Annotated in this window: 15 protein-coding genes and 1 riboswitch; of the genes, 7 read left to right on the top strand and 8 right to left on the bottom strand. The window is 72.5% G+C overall.

All coding sequences use genetic code 11. From position 1 onward, the window contains the following. Positions 1 to 63: 63 nt before the first annotated feature. A riboswitch (SAM riboswitch) is annotated at positions 64 to 166 on the top strand. 9 nt (positions 167 to 175) lie between these two features. Further along, on the top strand, positions 176 to 2557 hold the full coding sequence (gene metE, locus ACFS27_RS16245; RefSeq protein ID WP_377184871.1) for a 5-methyltetrahydropteroyltriglutamate--homocysteine S-methyltransferase: 2382 nt from the start codon (positions 176 to 178) through the stop codon (positions 2555 to 2557). 97 nt (positions 2558 to 2654) lie between these two features. On the opposite strand, the gene ACFS27_RS16240 is transcribed toward metE, so the two are convergent. The 7 genes from ACFS27_RS16240 to ACFS27_RS16210 all read right to left on the bottom strand — a co-directional run bounded on the left by ACFS27_RS16240 (position 2655) and on the right by ACFS27_RS16210 (position 14150). After that, on the bottom strand, positions 2655 to 4214 hold the full coding sequence (locus tag ACFS27_RS16240; protein ID WP_377184869.1) for a ricin-type beta-trefoil lectin domain protein: 1560 nt from the start codon (positions 4212 to 4214) through the stop codon (positions 2655 to 2657). Between the two features lie 236 nt (positions 4215 to 4450). Next, a complete protein-coding gene (locus ACFS27_RS16235; RefSeq protein ID WP_377184867.1) occupies positions 4451 to 8806 on the bottom strand; it encodes a GH92 family glycosyl hydrolase in 4356 nt (1451 codons plus the stop codon). Between the two features lie 66 nt (positions 8807 to 8872). Then, positions 8873 to 9877 carry a LacI family DNA-binding transcriptional regulator gene (locus ACFS27_RS16230; protein ID WP_377184865.1) on the bottom strand — a complete coding sequence of 335 codons (1005 nt, stop codon included), beginning with the start codon at positions 9875 to 9877 and terminating at the stop codon, positions 8873 to 8875. Between the two features lies 1 nt (position 9878). Continuing rightward, positions 9879 to 11087 (bottom strand): sugar ABC transporter permease, encoded by a 1209-nt coding sequence (locus ACFS27_RS16225; protein WP_377184863.1) that lies wholly within the window; start codon positions 11085 to 11087, stop codon positions 9879 to 9881. Then, the gene (locus tag ACFS27_RS16220) at positions 11084 to 11842 is read right to left on the bottom strand and encodes an ATP-binding cassette domain-containing protein (RefSeq protein WP_377184861.1); all 759 of its coding nucleotides are present in this window, start codon (positions 11840 to 11842) and stop codon (positions 11084 to 11086) included. The genes ACFS27_RS16225 and ACFS27_RS16220 overlap by 4 nt, the downstream gene beginning before the upstream one ends. Continuing rightward, a complete protein-coding gene (locus ACFS27_RS16215; RefSeq protein WP_377184859.1) occupies positions 11839 to 13020 on the bottom strand; it encodes a substrate-binding domain-containing protein in 1182 nt (393 codons plus the stop codon). Before ACFS27_RS16215 ends, ACFS27_RS16220 begins: the two co-directional genes overlap by 4 nt. Before the next feature lie 11 nt (positions 13021 to 13031). Next, the gene (locus tag ACFS27_RS16210; protein ID WP_377184857.1) at positions 13032 to 14150 is read right to left on the bottom strand and encodes an ROK family transcriptional regulator; all 1119 of its coding nucleotides are present in this window, start codon (positions 14148 to 14150) and stop codon (positions 13032 to 13034) included. Positions 14151 to 14504: 354 nt separating this feature from the next. Between ACFS27_RS16210 and ACFS27_RS16205 the strand changes: the two genes are divergently transcribed. From ACFS27_RS16205 to ACFS27_RS16195, 3 genes are all read left to right on the top strand, one after another. Further along, positions 14505 to 15773, top strand: coding sequence for an ABC transporter substrate-binding protein (locus ACFS27_RS16205; protein WP_377184855.1), 1269 nt, complete (start codon positions 14505 to 14507; stop codon positions 15771 to 15773). Positions 15774 to 15875: 102 nt separating this feature from the next. Continuing rightward, positions 15876 to 16778, top strand: a complete 903-nt coding sequence (locus tag ACFS27_RS16200; RefSeq protein ID WP_377184853.1) for a carbohydrate ABC transporter permease — start codon at positions 15876 to 15878, stop codon at positions 16776 to 16778. Then, on the top strand, positions 16775 to 17665 hold the full coding sequence (locus ACFS27_RS16195; RefSeq protein WP_377184851.1) for a carbohydrate ABC transporter permease: 891 nt from the start codon (positions 16775 to 16777) through the stop codon (positions 17663 to 17665). The genes ACFS27_RS16200 and ACFS27_RS16195 overlap by 4 nt, the downstream gene beginning before the upstream one ends. A 126-nt stretch (positions 17666 to 17791) precedes the next feature. Here ACFS27_RS16195 and ACFS27_RS16190 read toward each other — a convergent pair whose 3' ends face one another. Further along, positions 17792 to 18262, bottom strand: coding sequence for a MarR family winged helix-turn-helix transcriptional regulator (locus ACFS27_RS16190; RefSeq protein ID WP_377184849.1), 471 nt, complete (start codon positions 18260 to 18262; stop codon positions 17792 to 17794). Positions 18263 to 18347: 85 nt separating this feature from the next. Here ACFS27_RS16190 and ACFS27_RS16185 point away from each other — a divergent pair, with 85 nt between their 5' ends. From ACFS27_RS16185 to ACFS27_RS16175, 3 genes are all read left to right on the top strand, one after another. After that, a complete protein-coding gene (locus ACFS27_RS16185; RefSeq protein WP_377184847.1) occupies positions 18348 to 19253 on the top strand; it encodes an alpha/beta fold hydrolase in 906 nt (301 codons plus the stop codon). Positions 19254 to 19326: 73 nt separating this feature from the next. Further along, complete coding sequence (locus ACFS27_RS16180; RefSeq protein WP_377184845.1) at positions 19327 to 20328, top strand: helix-turn-helix transcriptional regulator; 1002 nt, start codon at positions 19327 to 19329, stop codon at positions 20326 to 20328. Positions 20329 to 20494: 166 nt separating this feature from the next. Further along, the gene (locus ACFS27_RS16175) at positions 20495 to 21724 is read left to right on the top strand and encodes an amidohydrolase (protein WP_377191063.1); all 1230 of its coding nucleotides are present in this window, start codon (positions 20495 to 20497) and stop codon (positions 21722 to 21724) included. Positions 21725 to 21729 lie beyond the last annotated feature (5 nt).

Raw genomic sequence — 21729 nt, 5'->3', positions numbered from 1 at the left:
CAGCGTCGTCCCGAGGCGTGGACGGGTTTTCGACCACATCGCGGGCATGCTTACGATCCAGGCTCATCATCCAGAGCGGTCGAGAGTCCTGGCTCCACGACACCGCAGCAACCTGCCTCCGGATCGCCGAAGCCGGGCAAGGTGCTAACGCCAGGTCCGATGGAGCTGATTACGCATGGCAGTCGAGTTCACGCACCTGTCCCCCGCCACGATCCTTGGCTACCCGCGCATCGGTCGACGCCGCGAGCTCAAGCGAGCCGTCGAAGCGTCGTGGGCCGGACGCACCACCACCGACGAGCTGGAGACGACGGCCGGCGAGCTGCGGCTGGCCACCGCGCGACACCTCGTCGACCTGGGCCTGGACGCCGGCACGGCCGCCGTCCCCGGCTCGTTCTCGTACTACGACCAGGTGCTCGACGCCGTCGCACTGCTGGGGGCGGTGCCCGAACGGTTCCGGGATCTGGTCCCGACGGACGGGCCGCTCTCCCTCGACGGCTACTTCACGCTGGCCCGCGGCGAGGGCGACAAGCCGCCGCTCGAGATGACCAAGTGGTTCGACACGAACTACCACTACCTGGTCCCGGAGATCGGGCCGGGCACCCCCATCGGGTTCGTGGACGACCGGGTGGTGCGCCAGTTCAGCGAGCTCGCCCAGCCGTCGGACGGCGGCCAGGCCGTCGTGACCCGCCCCGTGCTCGTCGGACCGGTCACGTTCCTGCTGCTCAGCAAGGCGGCCGACGATGCACCCGACGGGTTCCGCCCGCTCGACCGGCTCGACGACGTCGTCGCCGCGTACGCCGACCTGCTGCGCGCGCTGGCCGCAGCGGGCGCGCCCTGGGTGCAGCTCGACGAGCCCGCCCTCGTCACCGACCTGCTCGACGTGCCCTTCGACGAGGTGGCCGACGCCGTCCGCCGGGCCTACGCACGGCTCGCGACGGACCTCTCCCCCGCGTCCCGTGCGGACGGCCTTGCGGAGCGGCCGGCGATCCTGGTCACCGCGCCGTACGGCGACCTGCGCAGCGAGGCCGGCGACGGGCTCGCCCTGCTGGCCGGGACCGATGTCGAGGCAATCGCCGTCGACCTGGTCCGTGGCACGGTCCCTGCCGGTCCGGTGACCGGCCTGGAGACCAAGACCCTGGTCGCGGGAGTGATCGACGGGCATAACATCTGGCGCGCCGACCTCGACGCCCGCCTTGCCACGCTCGAGGGTCTTGCCACGCTCGGCGCCGGGGCGGTCGCCGTCGGCACCTCGACGTCGCTGCTGCACGTGCCGCACGACGTCGCCGAGGAGCCGCGCCTCGACGCAGGCCTGAAGTCCTGGCTCGCGTTCGCCGACCAGAAGGTCGCCGAGGTCGTCACGCTGGCCACCGGCCTGGCGGACGGCCGGACGGCGGTCGCCGACGCGCTCGCCGAGTCCACGGCGGCTGTCCGGTCCCGCGCTCAGGCGACCGGCGTCGTCGTGCCGGCGGTGCGCGACCGGACGGCGGCGCTGACGCCCGACGACGTGGAGCGCGCGCCGTACGCGGAGCGCGCCGCCGCCCAGCAGGCGAGGCTGAACCTGCCGCCACTGCCGACCACCACGATCGGCTCGTTCCCGCAGACCGCCGAGATCCGGACCACCCGCGCCGCCTGGGTGCGGGGCGAGCTGTCCGACGCCGACTACACGGCCGCGATGCGCGCCGAGATCGCGAGCACCGTCGCGCTCCAGGAGGAGCTGGGCCTCGACGTGCTGGTGCACGGCGAGCCCGAGCGCAACGACATGGTGCAGTACTTCGCCGAGCAGCTCGACGGGTTCGCGACCACGGTGCACGGCTGGGTGCAGTCGTACGGCTCGCGCTGCGTACGGCCCCCGATCCTGTGGGGTGACGTGTCCCGGCCCGCGCCGCTGACCGTCGAGTGGACCGCCTACGCTGCGTCACTGACGGACAAGCCTGTCAAGGGCATGCTCACCGGCCCCGTCACCATCCTGGCCTGGTCGTTCGTCCGCTACGACCTGCCGCTGGGCGACACCGCCGACCAGGTCGCCCTCGCGCTCCGCGACGAGGTCACGGACCTGGAGGAGGCGGGCATCGGCGTCGTGCAGGTGGACGAGCCCGCGCTGCGCGAGCTGCTGCCGCTGCGCAGGGCCGACCACCCGGGCTACCTGGACTGGTCGGTGCGCTCGTTCCGGCTCTCGACCGCAGGGGCCGACACCGCCACGCAGGTGCACACCCACCTGTGCTACTCGGAGTTCGGCCAGGTCATCGGCGCGATCGACGGGCTCGACGCCGACGTCACGTCGGTCGAGGCGGCGCGGTCCCGCATGGAGATCGTGCCGGAGCTGGCCGACGCCGGGTACGCGCGCGGTATCGGTCCGGGCGTCTACGACATCCACAGCCCGCGGGTGCCGTCGGTCGAAGAGGTCACCGAGCTGGTCACGCTGGCCGCGAAGTCCATCGACCCGCGGCTGGTCTGGGTCAACCCGGACTGCGGCCTCAAGACCCGCGCCTACGCGGAGACGAAGGAGTCCCTCCGCAACCTGGTGACGGCGACGCGGTCGGTGCGCGCGGCGCTCTGATCCTCTTCGAGACCTGGGTTTCTCCGCTTTGGGCCGCTCCAGAGCGGAGAAACCCAGGCCTCGAAGGAAAGGTCGCGCGCTCAGCAGCGACCGAGGGTCAGCCGACCCGCCACTTCTGGGCCGACGTGCCGTTGCAGGTCCAGATCTGCAGCTGCGTGCCGTTCGCGCTGTTGCTGTTCGGCACGTCCACGCATTTGTTGGCGAGGATGGAGACCAGGTCCCCCGCCCCGCTCAGCGTGAACTGCTGGGCCGGGTTGCCGCTGCAGTTCGCGAGCTGCACCGCCGTGCCGTCGGCCGTGCTGGCCCAGGCGACGTCCATGCACTTGCCGCCGGCGCGCAGCGTGCCGTCGCTGTTGAAGGTCCAGCGCTGCGCGGCCGAGCCGTTGCACGTCCAGAGCTGCAGGCGCTTGCCGTCCGAGAAGTCGGAGTTCGGCACGTCGATGCACTTGCCCGCCAGCCCGACCAGCGCCTGCCCGCCACCACCACCGCTGGTGGTCAGCTGCAGCCCGTAGGTGCTCAGGATCGGGTTCACCGGCTGGTAGATGAACCGGCCGTTCGACGAGCAGTCGCCGATCCGGCCCGACGTCACGCCCTGCGCCTGGTTGCCCGACAGCACCGAGCCGCCGGAGTCACCGCCCTCGGCGCACGCGGAGCCGGTCGCCATGCCCGGGATGTCACCGCTGCCGTAGTTGATGGTGACGTTCTTCTCCTGGATGTTGCCGCAGCGCCAGCCCGTCGTGCGGCCCGAGCGGCACACCGTCGCACCGATGCCCTGCTCGGCGGAGCCCGCGACCGTCGCGGTGCCGCCGGCATAGTTGTTCACGGTCGGGGTGGGGGTCCAGTTGCTGTTCGTGGCGACCCACGCCCAGTCGCGGCCAGGGAACACCGACGCCCGGTAGGTGCCGAGCGCGGCGCCGTCGGCCGCGTTGACCGGGTTGCCCGCGGCGCCGCAGTGCCCGGCGGTGACGAACCCGCCCTGCACGGCGAAGCCGATCGAGCACAGCGTGACGAACCCGTCGCCGGTCGGCCGGCGGAACTCGTCGCCACCGCGGATGTCGCGCGCGAGCTCCGGCGCCACCTCGGACTTCTCGATCCGCACGACGCCGGCCGGGGTGTCCGCCTCGGCGATCATGGCCTTGGCCGCACCGACGTCGGCGGTCTGGACGACCACCTCGTTGGTGGTCGGGTCCGCGTACCAGGAGTGCACCGACGCGGGAGCGCCCACCTCGTCGAGCGACTCCTTCCACGCGGTGAGGGCATCGAAGCTGTGCTCGACGACGACGGCGTCGGCCCCCGCCTGCTCGGCCACCGTGGCCGCCGCGGTGCTCGTGACGGCGACGCGCGGTGCGTCGGCGCCCTGGGGCAGCCAGGTGCCCGCGTACTCGTCGCCGAGCGCCGCGGTGAGGTGCGCCTCGATCAGCGCCGCGTCGGCGTCGAGGGCGAGGCGGTCCGGGATCTCGGCACGGGTGAGCCCGAGGTCGCGCTCCATCGCGCGGACCTGGGCCTCAGGAAGCTGGGCGTCGGGCTGGGTGGCGGTGGGCGTCTCCGGGGGCGGCGCTGCCCCCGCGACACCGGCACCGGTGAACGCCGTGCCGACCACGAACGCGGCGGCTGACAGCGCTATCAAGGGACGTGACGCTCTCAGGGATCGTGACATGGTGCGCTCCTCATCAGGCCTGGGGAACCTTGCGTGCCTCGGAGCGTATTGACGCGGCACCGCCACCAGAACGGCTCGTCAAGCCTCGTGTGGAAAGTACCTATACATCCCGTATGCGCGCGGTGCGTGCGGCACGACACCAGAAGTCCGCTTCGAGAATGCGATCTGGCCTGGTTCCGGCGTCAGAACCAGGCCAGATCGCATTCTCGAAGCGGACCTCGCGGATCCGGGTCGGGTCAGCCGCACGCTCCCGCTGCGTACGGGATCGTGAGCGTCTCGGTCGCCCGCTCGCCGTCCACGGCCGCCGTGACGACGGCGGTCACCGCACCGGTGCCTACGTCGGCGGAGCCCGCCTCGAACGTCACGTCACCGGAGCCCTCGAGCGTCCTGCTCCCGAAGTCCGACGTCACCGCGACCGACGTGCCGACGCCGTCGCCGTCCGCGCCGTCGACCTGCACCCGCAGCGCGGCGTCGCCGTCAGTGCAGACCGGGACGGCCCACACCGTGATCCCCGAGGCCGTGTCCTGCGCCTCGGCGGCGGCCCGGGTCTCGGCCCGGGTCTCCGCATCGGGCGTCGCCTCGGTCCCGAGCGGCACCTCCGTCGTGGCGTCGCCCTGCTCGGCGAGCAGTTCGAGCTCGGCCAGCGACAGGTCGCCCTCGCCCGCCGACTCCTCGACGACCATCCGCAGCCGCGTGAACGGCTGCGGGTCCGCCACCTGGAAGGCCCGCGTCTGCAGCGCCCAGCGGAACTCCTGGCCGGCCCGCTCGTCGAGCACTGTCCAGCTCTCGCCGTCGTCCGACCCTTCCAGCCGCCAGGCCGACGGCGCGGCCGTACCCGCTGGGCCCGAGGTGAGCGTGTACGTGCCGACGGTCGCCCCGGAGCCGGCACCAGCACCGTCCCACGTGATGGTCGGCGTCCGGTCGCCGAACGTGGCGCGCGACGCCGAGGTGTCGTCGACCAGCGCAGCGGGCCCGGTGCCGTCGTCCACCGTCACGGTTCCGGTCCCCGTGACGTCCCTGGCCGGGCTCGGCGGCTCGTCACCCTGCGTGAGCGACGGCGGCGCGTCGTCCTCGCCCGTGCCCCACGCCGACGGCTCCGGTCCCATCACGAAGTCCAGCCGGGCACCGCCGGACAGGTCTGCCTGGGAGAGGGACGTCGACGTGCGGCTCCTGCCGTCCACCCGCAGGGACTGCACGTAGACGTTCTCGACCGAGTTGTTCCGCGCGGTGACCACGAGGTCGCCGTCGGGCAGGTGCACCGTCGCCTTGTCGAACAGCGGCGAGCCGACGGCGTACTGGTCGGAGCCGACCTGCATCGGGTAGAAGCCGAGCGCCGCGAAGATCCACCACGACGACATCTCGCCGTTGTCCTCGTCGCCCGGGTAGCCCTGGCCGATCTCGCTGCCCACGAACAGGCGGCGGGTGACCTCCCGGACGATCTCCTGGGTCTTGTGCGGCGCGCCGGCGGCGTCGTACAGCCACGGGATGTGGTGGGACACCTGGTTGCTCATGCCCCACTGGCCCAGGCGGATGTCCCGCGCCTCCCGCATCTCGTGGATGACGCCGCCGTAGCCGCCGGTGTGCGTGGCGTCCTCCGGCGTGGCGAAGAACTCGTCGAGCTTCGCCTCGAGCCCTTCCTGGCCGCCGTACAGGTTGCCGAGCCCGCGCGGGTCCTGCGGCGCGTGGAACGAGAAGTTCCAGCCGCTGGTCTCGGTGTAGCCGCCGCCCCACGTGCGCGGGTCGTACTCGTCGGGCGAGCTGAGGAACTCGCCGTCGGCGTGCCGTGGCTGGAAGAAGTCGATGGCCGGGTCGAAGAGGGCGCCGTACTGCGTGGTGCGCTCCAGGAAGTAGGCAGACTCCTCGCGCAGCGCCTCGCGGCGCTCGTCGGGCGTGCCGGGGTCCTCGGCGAGGGCCGCGGCCATGTTGCCGATGCCGAAGTCGTTGATCAGGCCCTCCAGGCCCCACGACACCGACTCGTGCGTGCTCTCCGGCGTGAAGCCGAGGAACGGCGACGACTCCAGGCCCTTGCGGCCCACCGCGTCGTTCGGCGGGGAGACGGTGCCGTTCTTCAGCGCGGCGTCGTACGCGTCGAGCGCCTTGTCGACGGGCAGCGAGCCCTTGAGGTAGGCGTCGGCGAACGCGACGTCGGACGACGTTCCCGTCATCAGGTCGGCGTAGCCCGGCGAGGACCAGCGGGCCACCCAGCCGCCGTCCCGGTACTGCTGCACGAACCCGTCGACCAGCTCGGCCGCGACGTCCGGGTACAGCAGGGAGTACGCGGGCCAGGCCGTGCGGTAGGTGTCCCAGAACCCGTTGTTCACGTAGACCTTGCCGTCGACGATCTTCGCGTTGGTGCGCGTGTCCGTCGCGTCGCCGGTGGGCGCGCTGACGGGGCTCGCGTACCGGTACTCCGGGTCCTTGGCCGTGCCGGTGTTCTCGAACTGCGAGTTCGGGTACAGGTTGAGCCGGTACAGGTTCGAGTAGAGGGTCACCAGCTCGTCCTCGCTGCCGCCCTCCGTCTCGATCACGCCGAGGCGCTCGTTCCACTGCCCCCTCGCGGTGCGCTGCACGTCCTTGAAGGAGCGGCCGGTGACCTCGAGGTCGAGGTTCGCCCTGGCCTGGCCCAGCCCGATGAACGACGTCGCCACCCGCAGCTCGACCGTGCGGTCCTCGCCCGTGTCGAACGTGGCGTAGCGCGCACCGTCGCGGTCGCCGGCGGCGTCGCCGACGGACGACGGCGCCCGGTCGAACGTGCCGGCCACGTACATCCGGGTGCGGCCGACGGACAGGCCGCTACCGTTCTCGACCCAGCCGCTCAGCTCGCCGGTGGCCGCGTCGAACGACAGCTTGGAGCCGCCGGCGACCCGGTCGACGAGCACGTGGCCCGCGTCGCCAGGGGTGTCCCGCGGGAAGCTGAAGCGCAGCACCGCCGCGTGGTCGGTCGGCGCCACCTCTGCCTTGATGCCGTCGGCGAAGGTCACGCCGTAGTAGTCGGGCCGGGCCGTCTCGTCCGCGTGGCTGAACGGGAGGCCGCGCGCGCGGAGCCCGGCGTCGGGCACTCCGGCTCCGGTGGCCGGCTGGAAGGCGAGCTGGTTGCGGTCGCCCATCCAGGGGCTCGGCTCGTGCGAGATGCCGATGCCCTGCAGCACCGTACGGTTCTGGTCGTCGTTCGCTGCCTGGTACTCGTAGAGCCAGGTCTGCGACGACGCGTTCGTCATCGGCGTCCAGAAGTTGAAGCCGTTCGGCACCGCGGTGGCCGGGACGTTGTTGCCGCGCGAGAACGAGCCGCTCGACAGCGTGCCGCGGCGCGTGTCGACGTAGTTCGTCAGGCTCGACCCGTCGATCGTCGCCGGGGCGGCCTCCAGCGCCACGTCGTCCAGCCAGCCCGCGAACCGGGTGCCCGCCGCGCCGGCGTCGTTGTCGTAGCCGATGAGCACCTGGTCGATCTTCTTGCCCCGTGCCACCGCTCCGACGTCGACCCGCACGGAGTTCCACTGGTCCGCGTACAGGATCTTGCCGGCGCCCTGGCCGGCCGGCGTCGCAGCGGTCCCGTGGGCGTCGCGCGCGTCGAGGTCCGACAGGTAGGTGCCGTCGGTGAACCTCAGGTCCACCGCGGCGTACGTCGAGGGGTACTGCAGGTCGCCGAGCAGCTCGGGAAAGATCTTCCAGCTCAGCCGGGTGCCCGGTCCGACCCGGACGTTCACGTCGTCGTACAGGACGTTCGTCGCGTGCGCGGCGCCGTCGCCGAGGTGACCGCCCTCGTAGCGCAGCGACCGCGTCCCGGTGAACCCGACCTCCTTCTTGTTGGTGAAGCTCACCGTCTCCGGCCCCGAGCCGACGGCGGTGACCATCGGCTGCTCGGCGGGCTGCTCGGCCAGGTCCTCCGACAGGTCCCAGTCGGCGAGCTGGGTGCCGTCCGAGCCGTTGTTGCGCGTGATGTCGAGCCGGTAGTACGCGTAGGCCGTGGTGGCCGCGTCCAGCTCGTACACCCGGCGCTGGAACCGCTCGCTGAACGTCTCGCCGCTGCGCTCGTCGAGCGTCTCCCAGGTCTCGCCGTCCGTCGAGCCCTGCAGGGTCCACGCCTGCGGGTCCCGGTCGGCGAAGTCGTTCGCCGAGGTCAGCGAGTACGCGGTGACGGCGGTCGGCTCGGTCATCTCGTAGGTGATCACGCCCGTCCGGGCGAACGTGAGCCACTTGGTGGCCGGCGACCAGTCCGCGAGATTCGCCGCGACCTCGTTCGGCGGGTTCTCCCCGCTCGCGGTGGCCGCGCCGACCCGCTCCAGCACGCTGCCGGGCAGGCCCGGCACGAACTCACCGACGTTCTCCTGCCAGGGCGCTCCGTCGCGCTCGGCCGGCGTCGACTCGACCGGGGCCGCCTCGTCGGCCTCGAACGAGGTGGCGAAGTCGCCCCGCTGGGCCTGACCAGGGGCCGTACCTCCAGGGGCCGCACCCTCCGAAGCCGTACCGGCGGGCGCGGTCTCGTCCGGGGCGGCGAGCGCGACGCTGGTCGGCATCGCGAGCAGCAGGGCGAGCGCGCCGGACAGGGCGGCGGCCGCCCGCCGGGGTCTGGCCCGGCCGGTGACTATGGACATGGTGGTCTCCCTCGTCGGCTGACAGCGCTGTCAAATGCAGAACGTAGGTGCGGGGCCCGCCCTCTGTCAACGGGGCGGGCGTTCGCCGCTTCCTCTCGGCAGCACCCGGGTCGGCAGCACGACGAGCTCGACCGCCCGGTCGGGCTCGGCGGACCGCGCGACGGCGAGCTCGGCGGCACGCCGGCCCATCTCCACGGCGTCGTACGCCACGACGGTGATGCCCAGCAGGTCGGCCAGCTCGAAGTCGTCGAAGCCCACCACCGCCACGCCGTCGCCGCCCGGCACGTCCCGCAGCGCCTGAAGGGTGCCGACGGTCGCCCGGTTGTTCGCGGCGAGCACCGCCGTCGGTGGCTCCGGCGCCGCGAACAGCTCCGCCACCAGCCCCCGGGCGGCGGCCGCGTCGTGCGCGCCTGAGCGCAGCCACCGCTCGGCGTCGGGCACGCCGGCGTCGTGCATCACGTCCAGGAACTCGGTGCTGCGTTCCTGGTAGGTCCACAGGTGGGGCTCGTCCCCCACGAACGCGATGCGGCGGTGGCCGTGCGCCAGCAGGTGCCCGACGGCGGCGCGGGTACCGCCGCGGTTGTCGATGACCACCGTGTCGACGTCGATCCCCGCCGCGGGACGGTCCACCACCACGACCGTCAGCCCGGCGGCGATCTCGCCGCGCAGCGCCGAGTGGTCGGCCCCGGCCGGCGTGACGATGAGCGCCCCGACCCGCCGTTCGAGCAGCTCCCCCGTCAGCGAACCCTCCCGCTCGGGGTCCTCGTCGGACGACGCCGTGAGCAGCTGCAGCCCATGCTCCCGCAGCTCGCGCTCGATGCCGCTGGCCAGCGCGGAGTAGAACTCGTTGGCGAGGTCCCCCGTGATGAACCCGACCAGCCGCGAGAAGCCCCCGCGGGCGAGGTCGGCGGCCACGGCGTTGCGCCGGAAACCCAGCGAGGTGGCTGCGTCGAGCACGCGCTCGCGCGTGGCGGCCGCCACGTTCGGCTCGCGGTTGAGCACCCTGGACGCGGTCTTCAGGCTCACCCCCGCTGCCTCTGCGACCACGGCCAGCGTCGGACGACGGATCATGTCAGGCCTCCCGGCGCTTGCGGATCAGCATGTCGATGACGATGGCCAGCAGCAGCACGGCCCCTGTCACCATGTAGCGGGCCGCCTGGTCCACGTTCATCAGCGTGAGCCCGTTGGCGATGGACTGGATGACGAGCACCCCGAGCACCGCCGACCACGCGCTGCCCCGCCCCCCGAACAGGCTCGTGCCGCCGATCACCGCGGCGGCGATCGCCACGAGGTAGGTGTCGGCTCCCCCGGTCCCCTGGTTGGCGGCGCCCAGCCGGCCGGCCGCGAGCACGCCGCCGAGCGCGGCGAGGGTCGAGCAGGCGACGAAGCACAGGACCACCGTGCGCCGCACCGGCACGCCGGCGAGCATCGCCGCCCGCCGGTCCCCGCCGACCGCGCGCACCGACCGGCCCCACCGCGTGCGCCGCAGCAGCACGTCCGTCACCACGACGAGCAGCGCGAACAGCACCACCGACCAGCCGAGCCCACGCGCGGAGCCCAGGTACAGGTACGCGACGACCGACGACAGCACGGCGGCCAGCACGAACGTGCGCACGGCGATCTGCGGCACGGTCGCGCAGGCGAGCTCCGCGCTGCGCCGTCGGGCACGGGCAGCGAGCCGCAGGGCGGCGAAGGCGACCACCACGACGAGCACCACCGCCCACGCGGCGCCTGCGGGCAGGAAGCCCTGCTGCACCGACCGGACGAACCACGACTCGAACGGCAGGTTGATCGAGCCGAGCGGCCCCAGCACGCGCAGCTGCACCCCGGCGAGGAACAGCAGCCCGGCGAGCGTGAACACGAAGCTGGGCAGCCCGAGCCGGGTCGAGAGCGCGCCGTACCCCAGCCCGACCACGACCCCGCAGGCCAGCGCCACGAGGATCGCGAGCGCCACCGGCCAGCCGAGCGTCACCGAGCCGACGGCGACCACCGCCGCCGCGAGGCCGCTCACCGACCCGACGGACAGGTCGATCTGCCCCACCAGGAGCACGAGCACGACGCCGAGGGCGATGACGCCGACGGGGGCGCTCTGCAGCGTGAGGTTGACGAGATTCTCGGGGGCGAGGAACGCGGGGTTGATCGCGCCGAGGATCAGCCAGATGCCCACGAGCGCCGCGACGATCGGGAGCAGGCCGTTGCCGACGCGTACCCGCTGCCAGACGGCGCCGGGCAGGCCTGCTCCGGTCGGTCCGGCGCCGGCTCCGCCCGGTTGCGCGCTCATCGGCGCACCCGCCGGTTCGGCGTCCCCGGCCGTACGGCGCCCGTCATGGCGGCGAGCAGGTCCTCGTACGAGGCGTCGCCGTCGAACACGTCGTGCACGCGGCCGAGGCGGAGGACGAGGATGCGGTCGGCGACGGCCTGCAGGTCGCCCGCCTGGTGGCTGACCAGGACGACCGCGTGCCCGCGCTCGCGCAACCGGACGATGAGGTTCAGGACCTCGGCCGTCTGGCGCACACCGAGCGACGCCGTCGGCTCGTCGAGGACGACGACGCGCGGCGAGCCGAGCAGCGCCCGCGCCACCGCGACGACCTGGCGCTGGCCACCCGACAGCGTGCGGACCGGGTCGCGCACTTCTGGCACGCTGGCGGCGAGCTGGTCGAGCAGGCGCCAGGCCTCGCGCTCCATGGCCACCTCGTCGAGGAGCGGTCCGCGCAGGGTCTCGTGGCCGAGGAATACGTTCTCGACCACGTCGAGGTCGTCCACGAGCGCCAGCTCCTGGAACACGGCGGCGATCCCGAGGGACCGCGCGACCGCCGGCGAGTCCAGCAGCACGGGGCGGCCGTCGAGCAGGACCTGGCCCGCGTCGGGGCGGTGGGCGCCCGCGAGCACGCCGGCCAGGGTCGACTTGCCCGCGCCGTTGTCACCGACGACGGCCAGCACCTCGTGCTCGTGGACGTCGGCGTCGACGTCCACGAGGGCGCGCACGCCGCCGAACCGCTTGGAGACGCCGCGCAGGGACAGCACCGGGTCGCTCATCGGGCCGCCTCCCGCACCGGTGGCTTGGGGACGGCAGAGGCGTCGGGCCCGATCAGGCCGGCGTGCTCGCACGCCGCCTCGTACGCGGGCACGCAGATCTCGTCGGTGGAGTAGACGCGCCCGTCGACGATCACGTGCTCGACGTCGGCGGCACCCACCGCGCGGGGTGCCAGCAGCTGGGTGGGCACGCCGTCGATGACGGCCGTCGCACGGGGGTCCTCGCCGCGCAGCACGCGGACCGCGAGCTCAGCCGCTGTCCGGGCCTGCTGGTCGGTCGCCTTGTAGACGGTCATGTACTGGTCGCCCGCCAGGATCCGCTGCACCGCGGCGAGCTCACCGTCCTGGCCGGTGGTGACCGGCACGGGATCGAGGCCCGCCGCCTTCGCCGCGGCGATGGCGCCGCCCGCGACGCCGTCGTTGGCGGCGAGGATGCCGTCGACCTGGCCGGGGTACCGGGTGAGCATGGCCTCGGTCCACTCGGTCGCCTTGTCCGGGCTCCAGTCGGGCGTGTAGTACTCGGCGAGCACGTCGATGTCCTCTCCCTCGAGGGCGCGGCGGGTTCCTGCGGCGATCGCGAGCGCGTTGGGCTCGGTCGCGGAGCCGTGCACCAGCAGTACCCCCGGTCGGCCGTCGTCGGCCCTGCCCTCTGCTCGGTCGGCGATCCCGCCGACCAGGGCCGAACCCAGCAGGAAGCCGATGAACTCGTAGTCGTACGACACGTAGTAGTCCGCGCCGTCCAGGAACCGATCGTAGGCGATGACCTGCGCACCCAGCCGCTCGGCCTGCGCGATGATCCCGGCGGCGGCCACCGTGTCGACCGCGCCGAGCACCAGGACGTCGGCGCCCTGGGCGAGCATCGACTCGGCCTGCTGCAGCTGGGCGGCGGCGTCCTGCCCCGCGTTGGCGTACAGCACCGTGCAGCCCGGGCAGCGGCGGTCGGTGACGGAGACGAAGGTCGGGCGGTCGGAGGCCTCGTAGCGGGCGGTCTGCGCCTCCGGCAGCAGCAACCCGATGGTCCCCTCGGGCGCGGCACCCGCACCCCCGCCGTCGTCGACCCCGCCGCCGGTACACCCGCCGAGGAGGAGAGCCGCCGCGAGGCCGGCCGCGACCCACCTTCGCCGAGTGCTGGCTCTCTGCGGCGCCGAGACGGTTCGGCGACGCGGATGTCCCGCACTCACCGGGCGAAGGGTCACGACGTCACCCCGAGGGAGCCGAACATTCTCGCCTGGTCCAGGGCGGCCGCCAGGGCGCCGCGGACGCCTGCGTCGGCGCCGAGGGCCGAGGGGACGACCTCGACCGGGCCGCGCGAGGTGGCCACGACGCGCTGGCCGAGCGAGGTGCGCAGCGGCTCGAGCAGCAGCTCCCCCGCCTCGGCGAGCTTGCCGCCGATGACCACGACGTCGGGGTCCACGAGGTTGCACAGGTTCGCGAGGGCGACGCCGAGGTGACGTCCGGCGTCGAACACGACGCGGCGGCAGCCTGCGTCGCCGTCGCGTGCCCTGGCCACGAGGTCCGCGAGCGTGAGGTGCCCCGCCTCGGGCGGGAGCATCGACAGGAGGCTGGAGGCCCCGACGAGCATCTCGAGGCAGCCGCGGTTGCCGCAGCGGCAGACGGGGCCGTGCTCGTCGACGGACACGTGCCCGATCTCGCCGGCCACCCCTGACCTGCCGTGCACGGCGCGGCCGCCGAGGACGAGGCCGCCGCCCACACCGTGGGACACGCGGACATAGGCCACCGAGTCGTGCCCGGCGCCGGCACCGAACCGCGCCTCGGCGATCGCGGCGAGCGTCGAGTCGTTGTCTGCGGTCACGGGGACGTCGAGCTCAGCGCCCAGGATCTCGTCGACGTGCACGCCGTCCCAGCCCCGCATCATCCCGACGGTGACCACCTGGCCGGTGCGGATGTCGACCGGCGCAGGCACCCCGACGCCGACGGCGAGCAGCTCGGAGGGGTCGGCGTCCACGGCCTCCATCATCTCCCTGACCAGCATCGCCGTGCGCTGGAGCCCGGCGTCGGCGCGGTGGTCCGGGGCGAGCGGCATGCGCTGCTCGGCCAGGATCCGCATCGACGCGTCGGCGAGCGCGACGCTGAGGGAGCGCATGCCGAACCGGATGCCCGCGACGAGCCCGAGGTTGCGGGCGAGGGTGACCTGGAGCGCGCGGCGGCCGTTGCGGGTGGACTGCGCGGTGTGCAGCACCCCCGCGATCGTCAGCTCCTTGACGATGTTGGAGATGGTGGCTGGGGACAGCCCTGTGACGCCGGCCAGCTCGATCTGCGTGAGCGAACCACGCTGCTGGACGGCGCTCACGATCCGAGCTCGGTTGGCCTCACGCAGTGAGGTCTGCGAACCCGGTGTTACCCGATCCGCGCGCACAGCGCCCAGGGTAACCGCCTTCCTGTGCAGAATGACGGCTTTGGATACACGAACTGAACGTTCAGGTCACGATCGGGCGTCGCTTGCGTTCAATTCTTGACACCAAGGACGCCTGGCCGTTCGATAGGGACCGGGTTCACGGGCGTACAGGCGCGCCCGGCCGGTCCAGCGGAACGACGTCATCCCTGAGTGAAGCGACTTCACCCTCGGCGCTGACGACGGCGTCCCGGGTCGGTGCTCCAGCGACCGAGGAAGGTTGAGGGACCCCAGATGCGAGTGAACCGGAGGATGACCGCGACGGTGGCGACAGCCGCTGTTCTCGGTCTCACGCTGGCCGCGTGCGGCGGCGGCGACACGGGTGGCGAAGGTGGCGGCGAGGGCGGCGGCAGCCAGGTCGAGGTATTCACCTGGTGGGCGGCCGGCTCGGAGAAGGCCGGACTCGACGCTCTGGTCGGCGAGTTCGAGAACCAGCACCCGGACATCGAGTTCGTCAACGGGGCCGTCGCCGGTGGCGCGGGCTCCGCGGCGAAGGACCTGCTGCAGACCCGCCTGCAGGCGCAGGACCCGCCGGACACGTTCCAGGCGCACGCTGGCATGGAGCTGCAGGACTACATCGACGCGGCGCAGATCGAGGACGTCTCCGACCTGTACGAGGAGTTCGGGCTGACCGACGCGTTCCCGGCCGACCTGGTCGACCGGCTCTCCGCGGAGGACGGCGCGATCTACTCGGTCCCGTCCAACATCCACCGCGCGAACGTCGTCTGGGCCAACCCGACGGTGCTCGAGGAGAACGACATCGACCCCGAGGCGGAGTACGCGGACCTCGACGCCTGGATCGCCGACCTCGAGAAGCTCGACGAGGCGGGCGTCACGCCGCTGTCGGTCGGCACCACCTGGACGCAGGTGCACCTCCTCGAGACCGTGCTCCTCGCCAGCCTCGGCGCCGAGGCGTACACCGGGCTGTGGGACGGCAGCACCGACTGGGAGGGTGCAGAGGTCACGAGCGCGCTCGAGGACTTCGAGACGCTCATGGGCTTCACCAACGACGACCGTGACGGTCTCGACTGGCCAGAGGCCACGCAGATGGTCATCGACGGCGGCGCCGCGTTCAACGTGATGGGCGACTGGGCCGTCGCCGCGTTCGAGGAGCAGGACAAGGAGCTCGGCACGGACTTCACGGCGGCCCCGGTTCCGGGCACCGACGGGACGTTCGACTTCCTGGCCGACTCGTTCACCCTGCCGGTCGGTGCCCCCGACGCAGAGGGCGCCAAGGCGTGGCTCGAGACGGTCGGCTCGCTCGAGGGCCAGGTCGCGTTCAACAAGGCGAAGGGCTCCATCCCCGCCCGCACGGACGCCGACCCGGCCGAGTTCTCCGAGTACCAGCAGACCGCCATCGAGTCGTTCGCGAACGACACGATCGTGTCCTCGCTGGCGCACGGTGCGGCCACCCCGGTCGCGACGCTCAACGCCGTCTCCGACGCCACGAGCAAGTTCACGACCGGCGCGTCCGACCTCGCCGGGTACCAGTCCGAGCTGGCCGCCGCCGCTGCGGGCTGACGCCCGAGGCTGACAGCTCCAGCGCAACGCACACTGCCGTACGTCGCGCGCCGTCGGGCCCACCCGACGGCGCGCGGCTGCGCCCACGACCGAGGTACCCACATGCTCAACAAACTGCGGCGGCTCGGGCCACCGCTGCTCATGCTCGCCCCGTCCCTGATCCTCGTCGGCGTCTTCGTCTACGGGCTGATCGCGGCCAACTTCGCCACGTCCTTCACGGACGACCACACGGCCGCGCAGGCCGTCGGCCGGGAACCGGCCGCCTTCGTCTGGTTCACGAACTACCTCGACCTGCTGGCCAGCGAAGATTTCCAGCACTCGCTGATGAACCTCGTCCTGTACACGGTCGTGTTCCTCGCCGGGACCATGATCATGGGCTTCCTGTGGGCCTGGATGCTCGACAAGCCCGTGAAGGGCGAAGGGCTCTTCCGCTCGGTCTACCTCTTCCCGATGGCGGTCTCGTTCGTCGCCTCGGGTGTGGTGTGGCGCTGGCTGCTCAACTCCAACCAGGGCGAGCAGGCCTCTGGCCTGAACCGGCTGTTCCAGATGGTCGGGCTCGACGCCCTGCAGAACAACTGGTGGAACAACGTCACCTTCGGCATCATCGCCATCGCCATCCCCGCGATCTGGCAGCTGTCCGGCTACGTCATGGCGCTGTTCCTCGCCGGGTTCCGCGGCATCCCCGAGGAGCTGCGCGAGGCCGCCCGGGTCGACGGCGCCAGCGAGTGGAAGCTGTACCGGTACGTCCTGTTCCCGCAGCTGTCCCCGGTCGCGCTGTCCGCGCTGATCATCATCGGCCACATGTCGCTCAAGGCGTTCGACCTCATCATGTCGATCTCCAAGCCGGCCAACTACCAGACCAAGGTTCCGGCCGTCGACATGTTCGTGTTCAAGTCGAGCTTCGACTACGCGAACGCCGCCGCCGTCGGCTCGATCCTGCTGATCATCGTCGCGCTCGTCATCGTGCCGTACCTGATCCGCACGCACCGCGAGGAGAAGCGATGACCGCCGCCACCGACCAGCTCGCCGCGCCCCGCACGCAGGTGAACCGGCCTCGGCCCACCAGCAAGAACCGGTACGCGCTCGGCCGCACGCTCAAGTACGCGGGCCTGATCTTCTTCCTGGTCATCGTCCTGATCCCGGTGTACGTGCTGCTGGTGACCAGCTTCAAGGGCGCGGGCGACGCCGACCCCAGCCGCGCGTGGGCCCTGCCCCAGATCTGGACCGTGGAGAACTGGACCACGGCATGGACCGCACTGTCCCCCTCGATCCTGCGCTCGGTCGCCGTCGTGGTCCCCAGTGCGATCATCGCGGCGTTCCTCGGTTCGCTGAACGGGTTCGTGCTGGCCCGCTGGAGCTTCCGCGGCGCGGACATCGTCTTCACGCTGATCCTGTTCGGGATGTTCATCCCCTACCAGGCGGTGATGATCCCGCTGACCCAGCTGGTCCTCGGCCTCGGCGTACCGACGGGTGTGCCGACGCTGATCCTGCTCCACGTGGTCTACGGCATCCCGATCACCACGCTGATCTTCCGCAACTACTACATGACCGTGCCGCACGAGCTGATCGAGGCCGGCCGCGTCGACGGCGCGGGCATGCTGCGCACCTACTGGTCCATCGTGCTGCCGATCTCGGTCCCGAGCTTCGTCGTGGTGCTCATCTGGCAGTTCACCTCGGCCTGGAACGACTTCCTGTTCGCGGTGTTCTTCTCGTCGTCCCAGAACGGCCCGGTCACCGTGGCGCTGAACAACCTCGCCAACGGTGCCCTGCTGCAGAACTACGGCGTCTCGATGGCCGGCGCACTGTTCGCGTCGCTGCCGACGCTGCTGGTCTACATCGTGCTCGGCAAGTACTTCATCGGCGGGCTGATGTCCGGCTCGGTCAAGGGCTGACCGCGCCGGCCCGCGGCCCCGCGGCCCCGCGGCGGACGTGTGGTCGGTAGAACGTCAGGAGATCGGCAACCCGGGACTGCCGATCTCCTGACGTTCTACCGACCACCTGACGTCCTGCCGACCACGTCAGCCCTGGTCGTGGGCCACCCAGCCCGGCTCGCCCGTCCGGACCGCTCCGTCTCCGACCAGGGCGGCCAGCTGGGCCTCGAGCGTCGCAAGCTCCGCGGCCCCGATCTGCCGCTCCCACCTCTGGCGCAGCTCGTCGAAGATCTCCTCCCCCTGCCGCAGGACGGCGAAGCCGAGCGGAGTCACCTGGAGCCGCTTGCGCCGGGCGTCGACGGGATCTGGCTCCCTTGACACGTAGCCGCGGCCGACGAGCACGGCGATCGTCTTCGCGGCCGCCTGCTTCGAGACGGACGTGCGCCGCCCCACCTCGGAAGCGCTGTCGGCGCCCGCGGCGATGGCGCGCATCGCGAAGTCGTGGACCGGGCGGAAGTCCTCGTACCCCCGGGCGGCCAGGTCGGCCGTCGCGGCATCGACGAGCGTGCGGAAGCCGCCAAGGAGGAGGAGCGCGAGATCGGCACCGGAGCGAGACATGCGCTCAGCGTAGAACCCTCTGGACACCGACAACCTGGTTGCCTATTGTTAGACAACACGGTTGTCCATATGAGGAGCGCCACGCATGAGCACCACGATGTCGAGCCCGCCCGTCCCCGGGGTCACGCACCATACGGTGCGGGTCGACGGCGCCGAGATCCACTACGTCGCCGCTGGCACGTCAGGTTCCCCGATCCTGCTGGTCCACGGGTTCCCGGAGACCTGGTGGGCGTTCCACCGGCTCATCCCGCTCCTCGCCAGGAGGCACCGGGTGTTCGCCGTCGACCTGCGCGGCTTCGGCGACTCGAGCGCCGCGCCGGACGGCCACGACAGCACGACGGCGGCCGCCGACCTGCACGGCCTCGTCGAGCACCTCGGCGTGGGCCCGGTCCACCTCACCGGGCAGGACATCAGCGGAGCCACGGTGTTCCGCCTCGCGGCCACGCATCCGCAGGACGTCCGCAGCCTCACCGCCGTCGAGATGGGCCTGCCCGGGTTCGGGCTCGAGAGCCTCGGCGACGTCACGCAGGGCGGGTCCTGGCACATCGGCGTCCTCGCGGCCCCCGGCATCCCCGAGCTGCTGCTGACCGGCCGCGAACGGGAGTTCCTCGGCGGCTGGGCGTTCCCGGCCATGACCGCGAACCAGGGATCGGTCACCGACGCCGACGTCGACGAGTTCGCCCGCACGTACTCCCGCCCCGGCGGCTGGCTCGGCGCGATCGGCCTCTACCGGTCGATGCTCGCGGAGGGCGACAGCATCAGGGAGCTCGCAGCAGCGCGGCCGCTGACGGTCCCCGTCCTGGCCGTCGGCGCAGGCGGCGGCCCGTTCACCGCGCACACCCTCGACCAGGTCACCGCAGGGGCGGTCCGGGTCGTGCAGCTCGACGGGGTCGGTCACTACGCCGCCCTCGAGGCACCCGGCGCCCTGGCGACGGCCGTCCTGGACTTCCTGGCGGACGTGGACGAGACACCGGCCGCACCCGCCCGCTGATCCCGCCCGGACCACCCCGCGTTCAGGGCCGGATCGCCGGGCGGGCACCCACGGCGGGCCTACGCTGGCGGGCATGGCACCCGACCCCGACCTCGGTCCCGACAACGGCTTCGACGCCGTCGGGATCGACGACGACACCCGCCTGGTGTACCGGTACGTGCTCGCCCAGGGCACGGTCCGGGTGGACGACGTGGTCAAGGACGTCCCGCTGGAACGCACCGACGCCGGAGGCATGCTGGCGCGGCTGCGGGCCGCCGGCCTCATCAACCGCACCAGCGGCAGCGAGGGCGAGTACACGGCCGTCGACCCGCGCATCGCCCTGCGCGCGCTGACCGAACGCACCGAGGCGCACCTCGACCGCGTCCGTGCGGCGATCCCGGACCTGGCGGAGCTGTTCGAGCACACCGCCGACAGCGGCGGCTCCGGGGCAGGGGTGCACGTGATCGACGACCCGGCGCTCATCGGCGCCTGGTACACCCGCCTGGAGCACGAGGTGACCAGCGAGTTCATGGCGTTCGACCGGCCGCCCTACGTCCTGGCCGGCGAGAACCCCGTGGAGCCGCTCGTGCTGGAACGCGGAGTGCTGTGGCGGGCGGTCTACGCGGCGGAGGTGCTGGAGCGACCCGGCGCCTGGGCGGAGATGCGCTACGCGGCAGCCCAGGGCGAGCAGGCCAGGATCGCCCGGACGCTGCCCACCAAGCTGGCCATCGCGGACCGCCGGACGGCGCTGGTCAGCTCCACGCTCGACGCGCACCGGCCCACGGCGGTCGTCGTCGAGGGCGGACCGCTGGTCGACCTGCTGTGCGCCGCCTTCGAGGCGATCTGGGCCGACTCCGTCGAGGTCCCTGCCGAGGACAGCCTCGACGGCACGGCTCCCCCGGACCGCGGACCGGGCAAGGACGACCGGGCCCTGCTCGCCCTGCTCGGCTCCGGCGCGAAGGACGAGGCGATCGCGCGCGAGCTCGGCCTGTCCGAGCGCACGCTCCGGCGGCGCAGCGCGGACCTGCTGCGCCGGCTGGGCGCGGCCAACCGCTTCCAGGCCGGCGCTCAGGCGGTCCGCCGCGGCTGGATCTGACCGCCGGGCGGCTGAGCGGCCGGCTCCGCCGTCCGGTGTGTGGTCGGTAGAACACGTCGGCGTGTCGCCCCACCAAGACGCGCAGCGTTCGCTCGGCGGTGGGATCGTTTGGCCCATGACGCTTCCCCCTGCGGTGTCCGGAACGGTACTCGCGCCGCTGGCGGCGATGCGGCAGAGCCTCCACGAGACCTACGTCGACCTCCACAGCAACCCGGAGCTGTCCTTCGAGGAGCACCGGACGGCGTCCCGCGTCGTCGAGCGGCTCGCGGCCCTTGACTACGTGGTGCACGCGGGCATCGGCGGGACCGGTGTCGTTGGGGTCCTCGTCAACGGTGACGGCCCGTGCGTCCTGCTCCGCGCCGACATGGACGCGCTCCCGGTCACCGAGGACACCGGCCTGCCGTACGCGAGCACGGTCCGCGCCACCACGGCGGACGGCGTCGAGTCGGGGATCATGCACGCCTGCGGGCACGACGTGCACGTGACCGCCCTGCTCGGCGCGGCCGACCTCTTGGCGCAGGGGCGATCCGCGTGGTCAGGCACCCTCGTGGTCGTCTTCCAGCCCGCCGAGGAGCTCGGCCGCGGGGCCCGCGCCATGGTCGACGACGGGCTGTACGACCTGGTGCCGCGCCCCGACATCGTGCTGGGGCAGCACGTCGCGCCCGTCGCGGCGGGCCTGCTCGGCGTCCACGGCGGGCCGGCGTTCGCAGGCACCGACAGCGTGGACGTCCGGCTCGTCGGGCGGGGCGGACACGGGTCGCGCCCGGAGGCGACCGTCGACCCGGTGGTGATGGCGGCGTCCACGGTGCTGCGCCTGCAGACGATCGTCTCGCGGGAGGTGGCCGCCGGCGACGCCGCCGTCGTGACGGTGGGGACGATGCAGGCAGGGACCAAGGACAACATCATTCCCGACGAGGCGTACCTCGGGGTGAACATCCGCTCGTACGACGAAGGGGTGCGGGACCGGGTCCTGGCCTCCATCGAGCGCATCGTGCACGGCGAGGCCGCCGCGGCGGGCGCACCGCAGCCGCCACAGGTCACGGCGCGTGACTCGTTCCCGCCGGTGGTCAACGACCTCGTCGAGACCGAGCGCACGCGCGCCGCACTCGCCGCGCACTTCGGCGCCGACCGCGTCATCGACCCGGGGCCAGTGTCGGGCAGCGAGGACGTCAGCGTGCTTGCCACCGCCGCCGGCGCGCCCATCGTGTTCTGGCTGCTCGGGGGCTGGGACCCCGCCGCGTACCAGGCGGCGGCCCGTGCGGGCACCGTCGACCGGGACATCCCCTCCAACCACTCGCCGCGGTTCGCACCGGTCCCCCACCCGACCCTGGAGATCGGTGTCGAGGCCCTCGTCGTCGCCGCCCTGGACCACTTCGGGCGGCCGGCGACCGACTGACCGCG

It is taken from the genome of Promicromonospora vindobonensis (genome assembly GCF_042685865.1).
Classification (GTDB): domain Bacteria; phylum Actinomycetota; class Actinomycetes; order Actinomycetales; family Cellulomonadaceae; genus Promicromonospora; species Promicromonospora vindobonensis.
Note: the sequence above shows the minus strand (reverse complement) of the source record. Positions and strands in the feature narration are given on the sequence as shown.

What these genes read in the sequence shown, in the direction of transcription:
- ACFS27_RS16230 (WP_377184865.1), bottom strand. Translation starts at nt 9,877, where the DNA reads ATGATCCGTCGTCCGACGCTGGCCGTGGTCGCAGAGGCAGCGGGGGTG.
- metE (WP_377184871.1), top strand. Translation starts at nt 176, where the DNA reads ATGGCAGTCGAGTTCACGCACCTGTCCCCCGCCACGATCCTTGGCTAC.
- ACFS27_RS16200 (WP_377184853.1), top strand. Translation starts at nt 15,876, where the DNA reads ATGCTCAACAAACTGCGGCGGCTCGGGCCACCGCTGCTCATGCTCGCC.
- ACFS27_RS16190 (WP_377184849.1), bottom strand. Translation starts at nt 18,262, where the DNA reads ATGTCTCGCTCCGGTGCCGATCTCGCGCTCCTCCTCCTTGGCGGCTTC.
- ACFS27_RS16220 (WP_377184861.1), bottom strand. Translation starts at nt 11,842, where the DNA reads ATGAGCGACCCGGTGCTGTCCCTGCGCGGCGTCTCCAAGCGGTTCGGC.
- ACFS27_RS16180 (WP_377184845.1), top strand. Translation starts at nt 19,327, where the DNA reads ATGGCACCCGACCCCGACCTCGGTCCCGACAACGGCTTCGACGCCGTC.
- ACFS27_RS16235 (WP_377184867.1), bottom strand. Translation starts at nt 8,806, where the DNA reads ATGTCCATAGTCACCGGCCGGGCCAGACCCCGGCGGGCGGCCGCCGCC.
- ACFS27_RS16225 (WP_377184863.1), bottom strand. Translation starts at nt 11,087, where the DNA reads ATGAGCGCGCAACCGGGCGGAGCCGGCGCCGGACCGACCGGAGCAGGC.
- ACFS27_RS16205 (WP_377184855.1), top strand. Translation starts at nt 14,505, where the DNA reads ATGACCGCGACGGTGGCGACAGCCGCTGTTCTCGGTCTCACGCTGGCC.
- ACFS27_RS16175 (WP_377191063.1), top strand. Translation starts at nt 20,495, where the DNA reads ATGCGGCAGAGCCTCCACGAGACCTACGTCGACCTCCACAGCAACCCG.
- ACFS27_RS16195 (WP_377184851.1), top strand. Translation starts at nt 16,775, where the DNA reads ATGACCGCCGCCACCGACCAGCTCGCCGCGCCCCGCACGCAGGTGAAC.
- ACFS27_RS16240 (WP_377184869.1), bottom strand. Translation starts at nt 4,214, where the DNA reads ATGTCACGATCCCTGAGAGCGTCACGTCCCTTGATAGCGCTGTCAGCC.
- ACFS27_RS16185 (WP_377184847.1), top strand. Translation starts at nt 18,348, where the DNA reads ATGAGCACCACGATGTCGAGCCCGCCCGTCCCCGGGGTCACGCACCAT.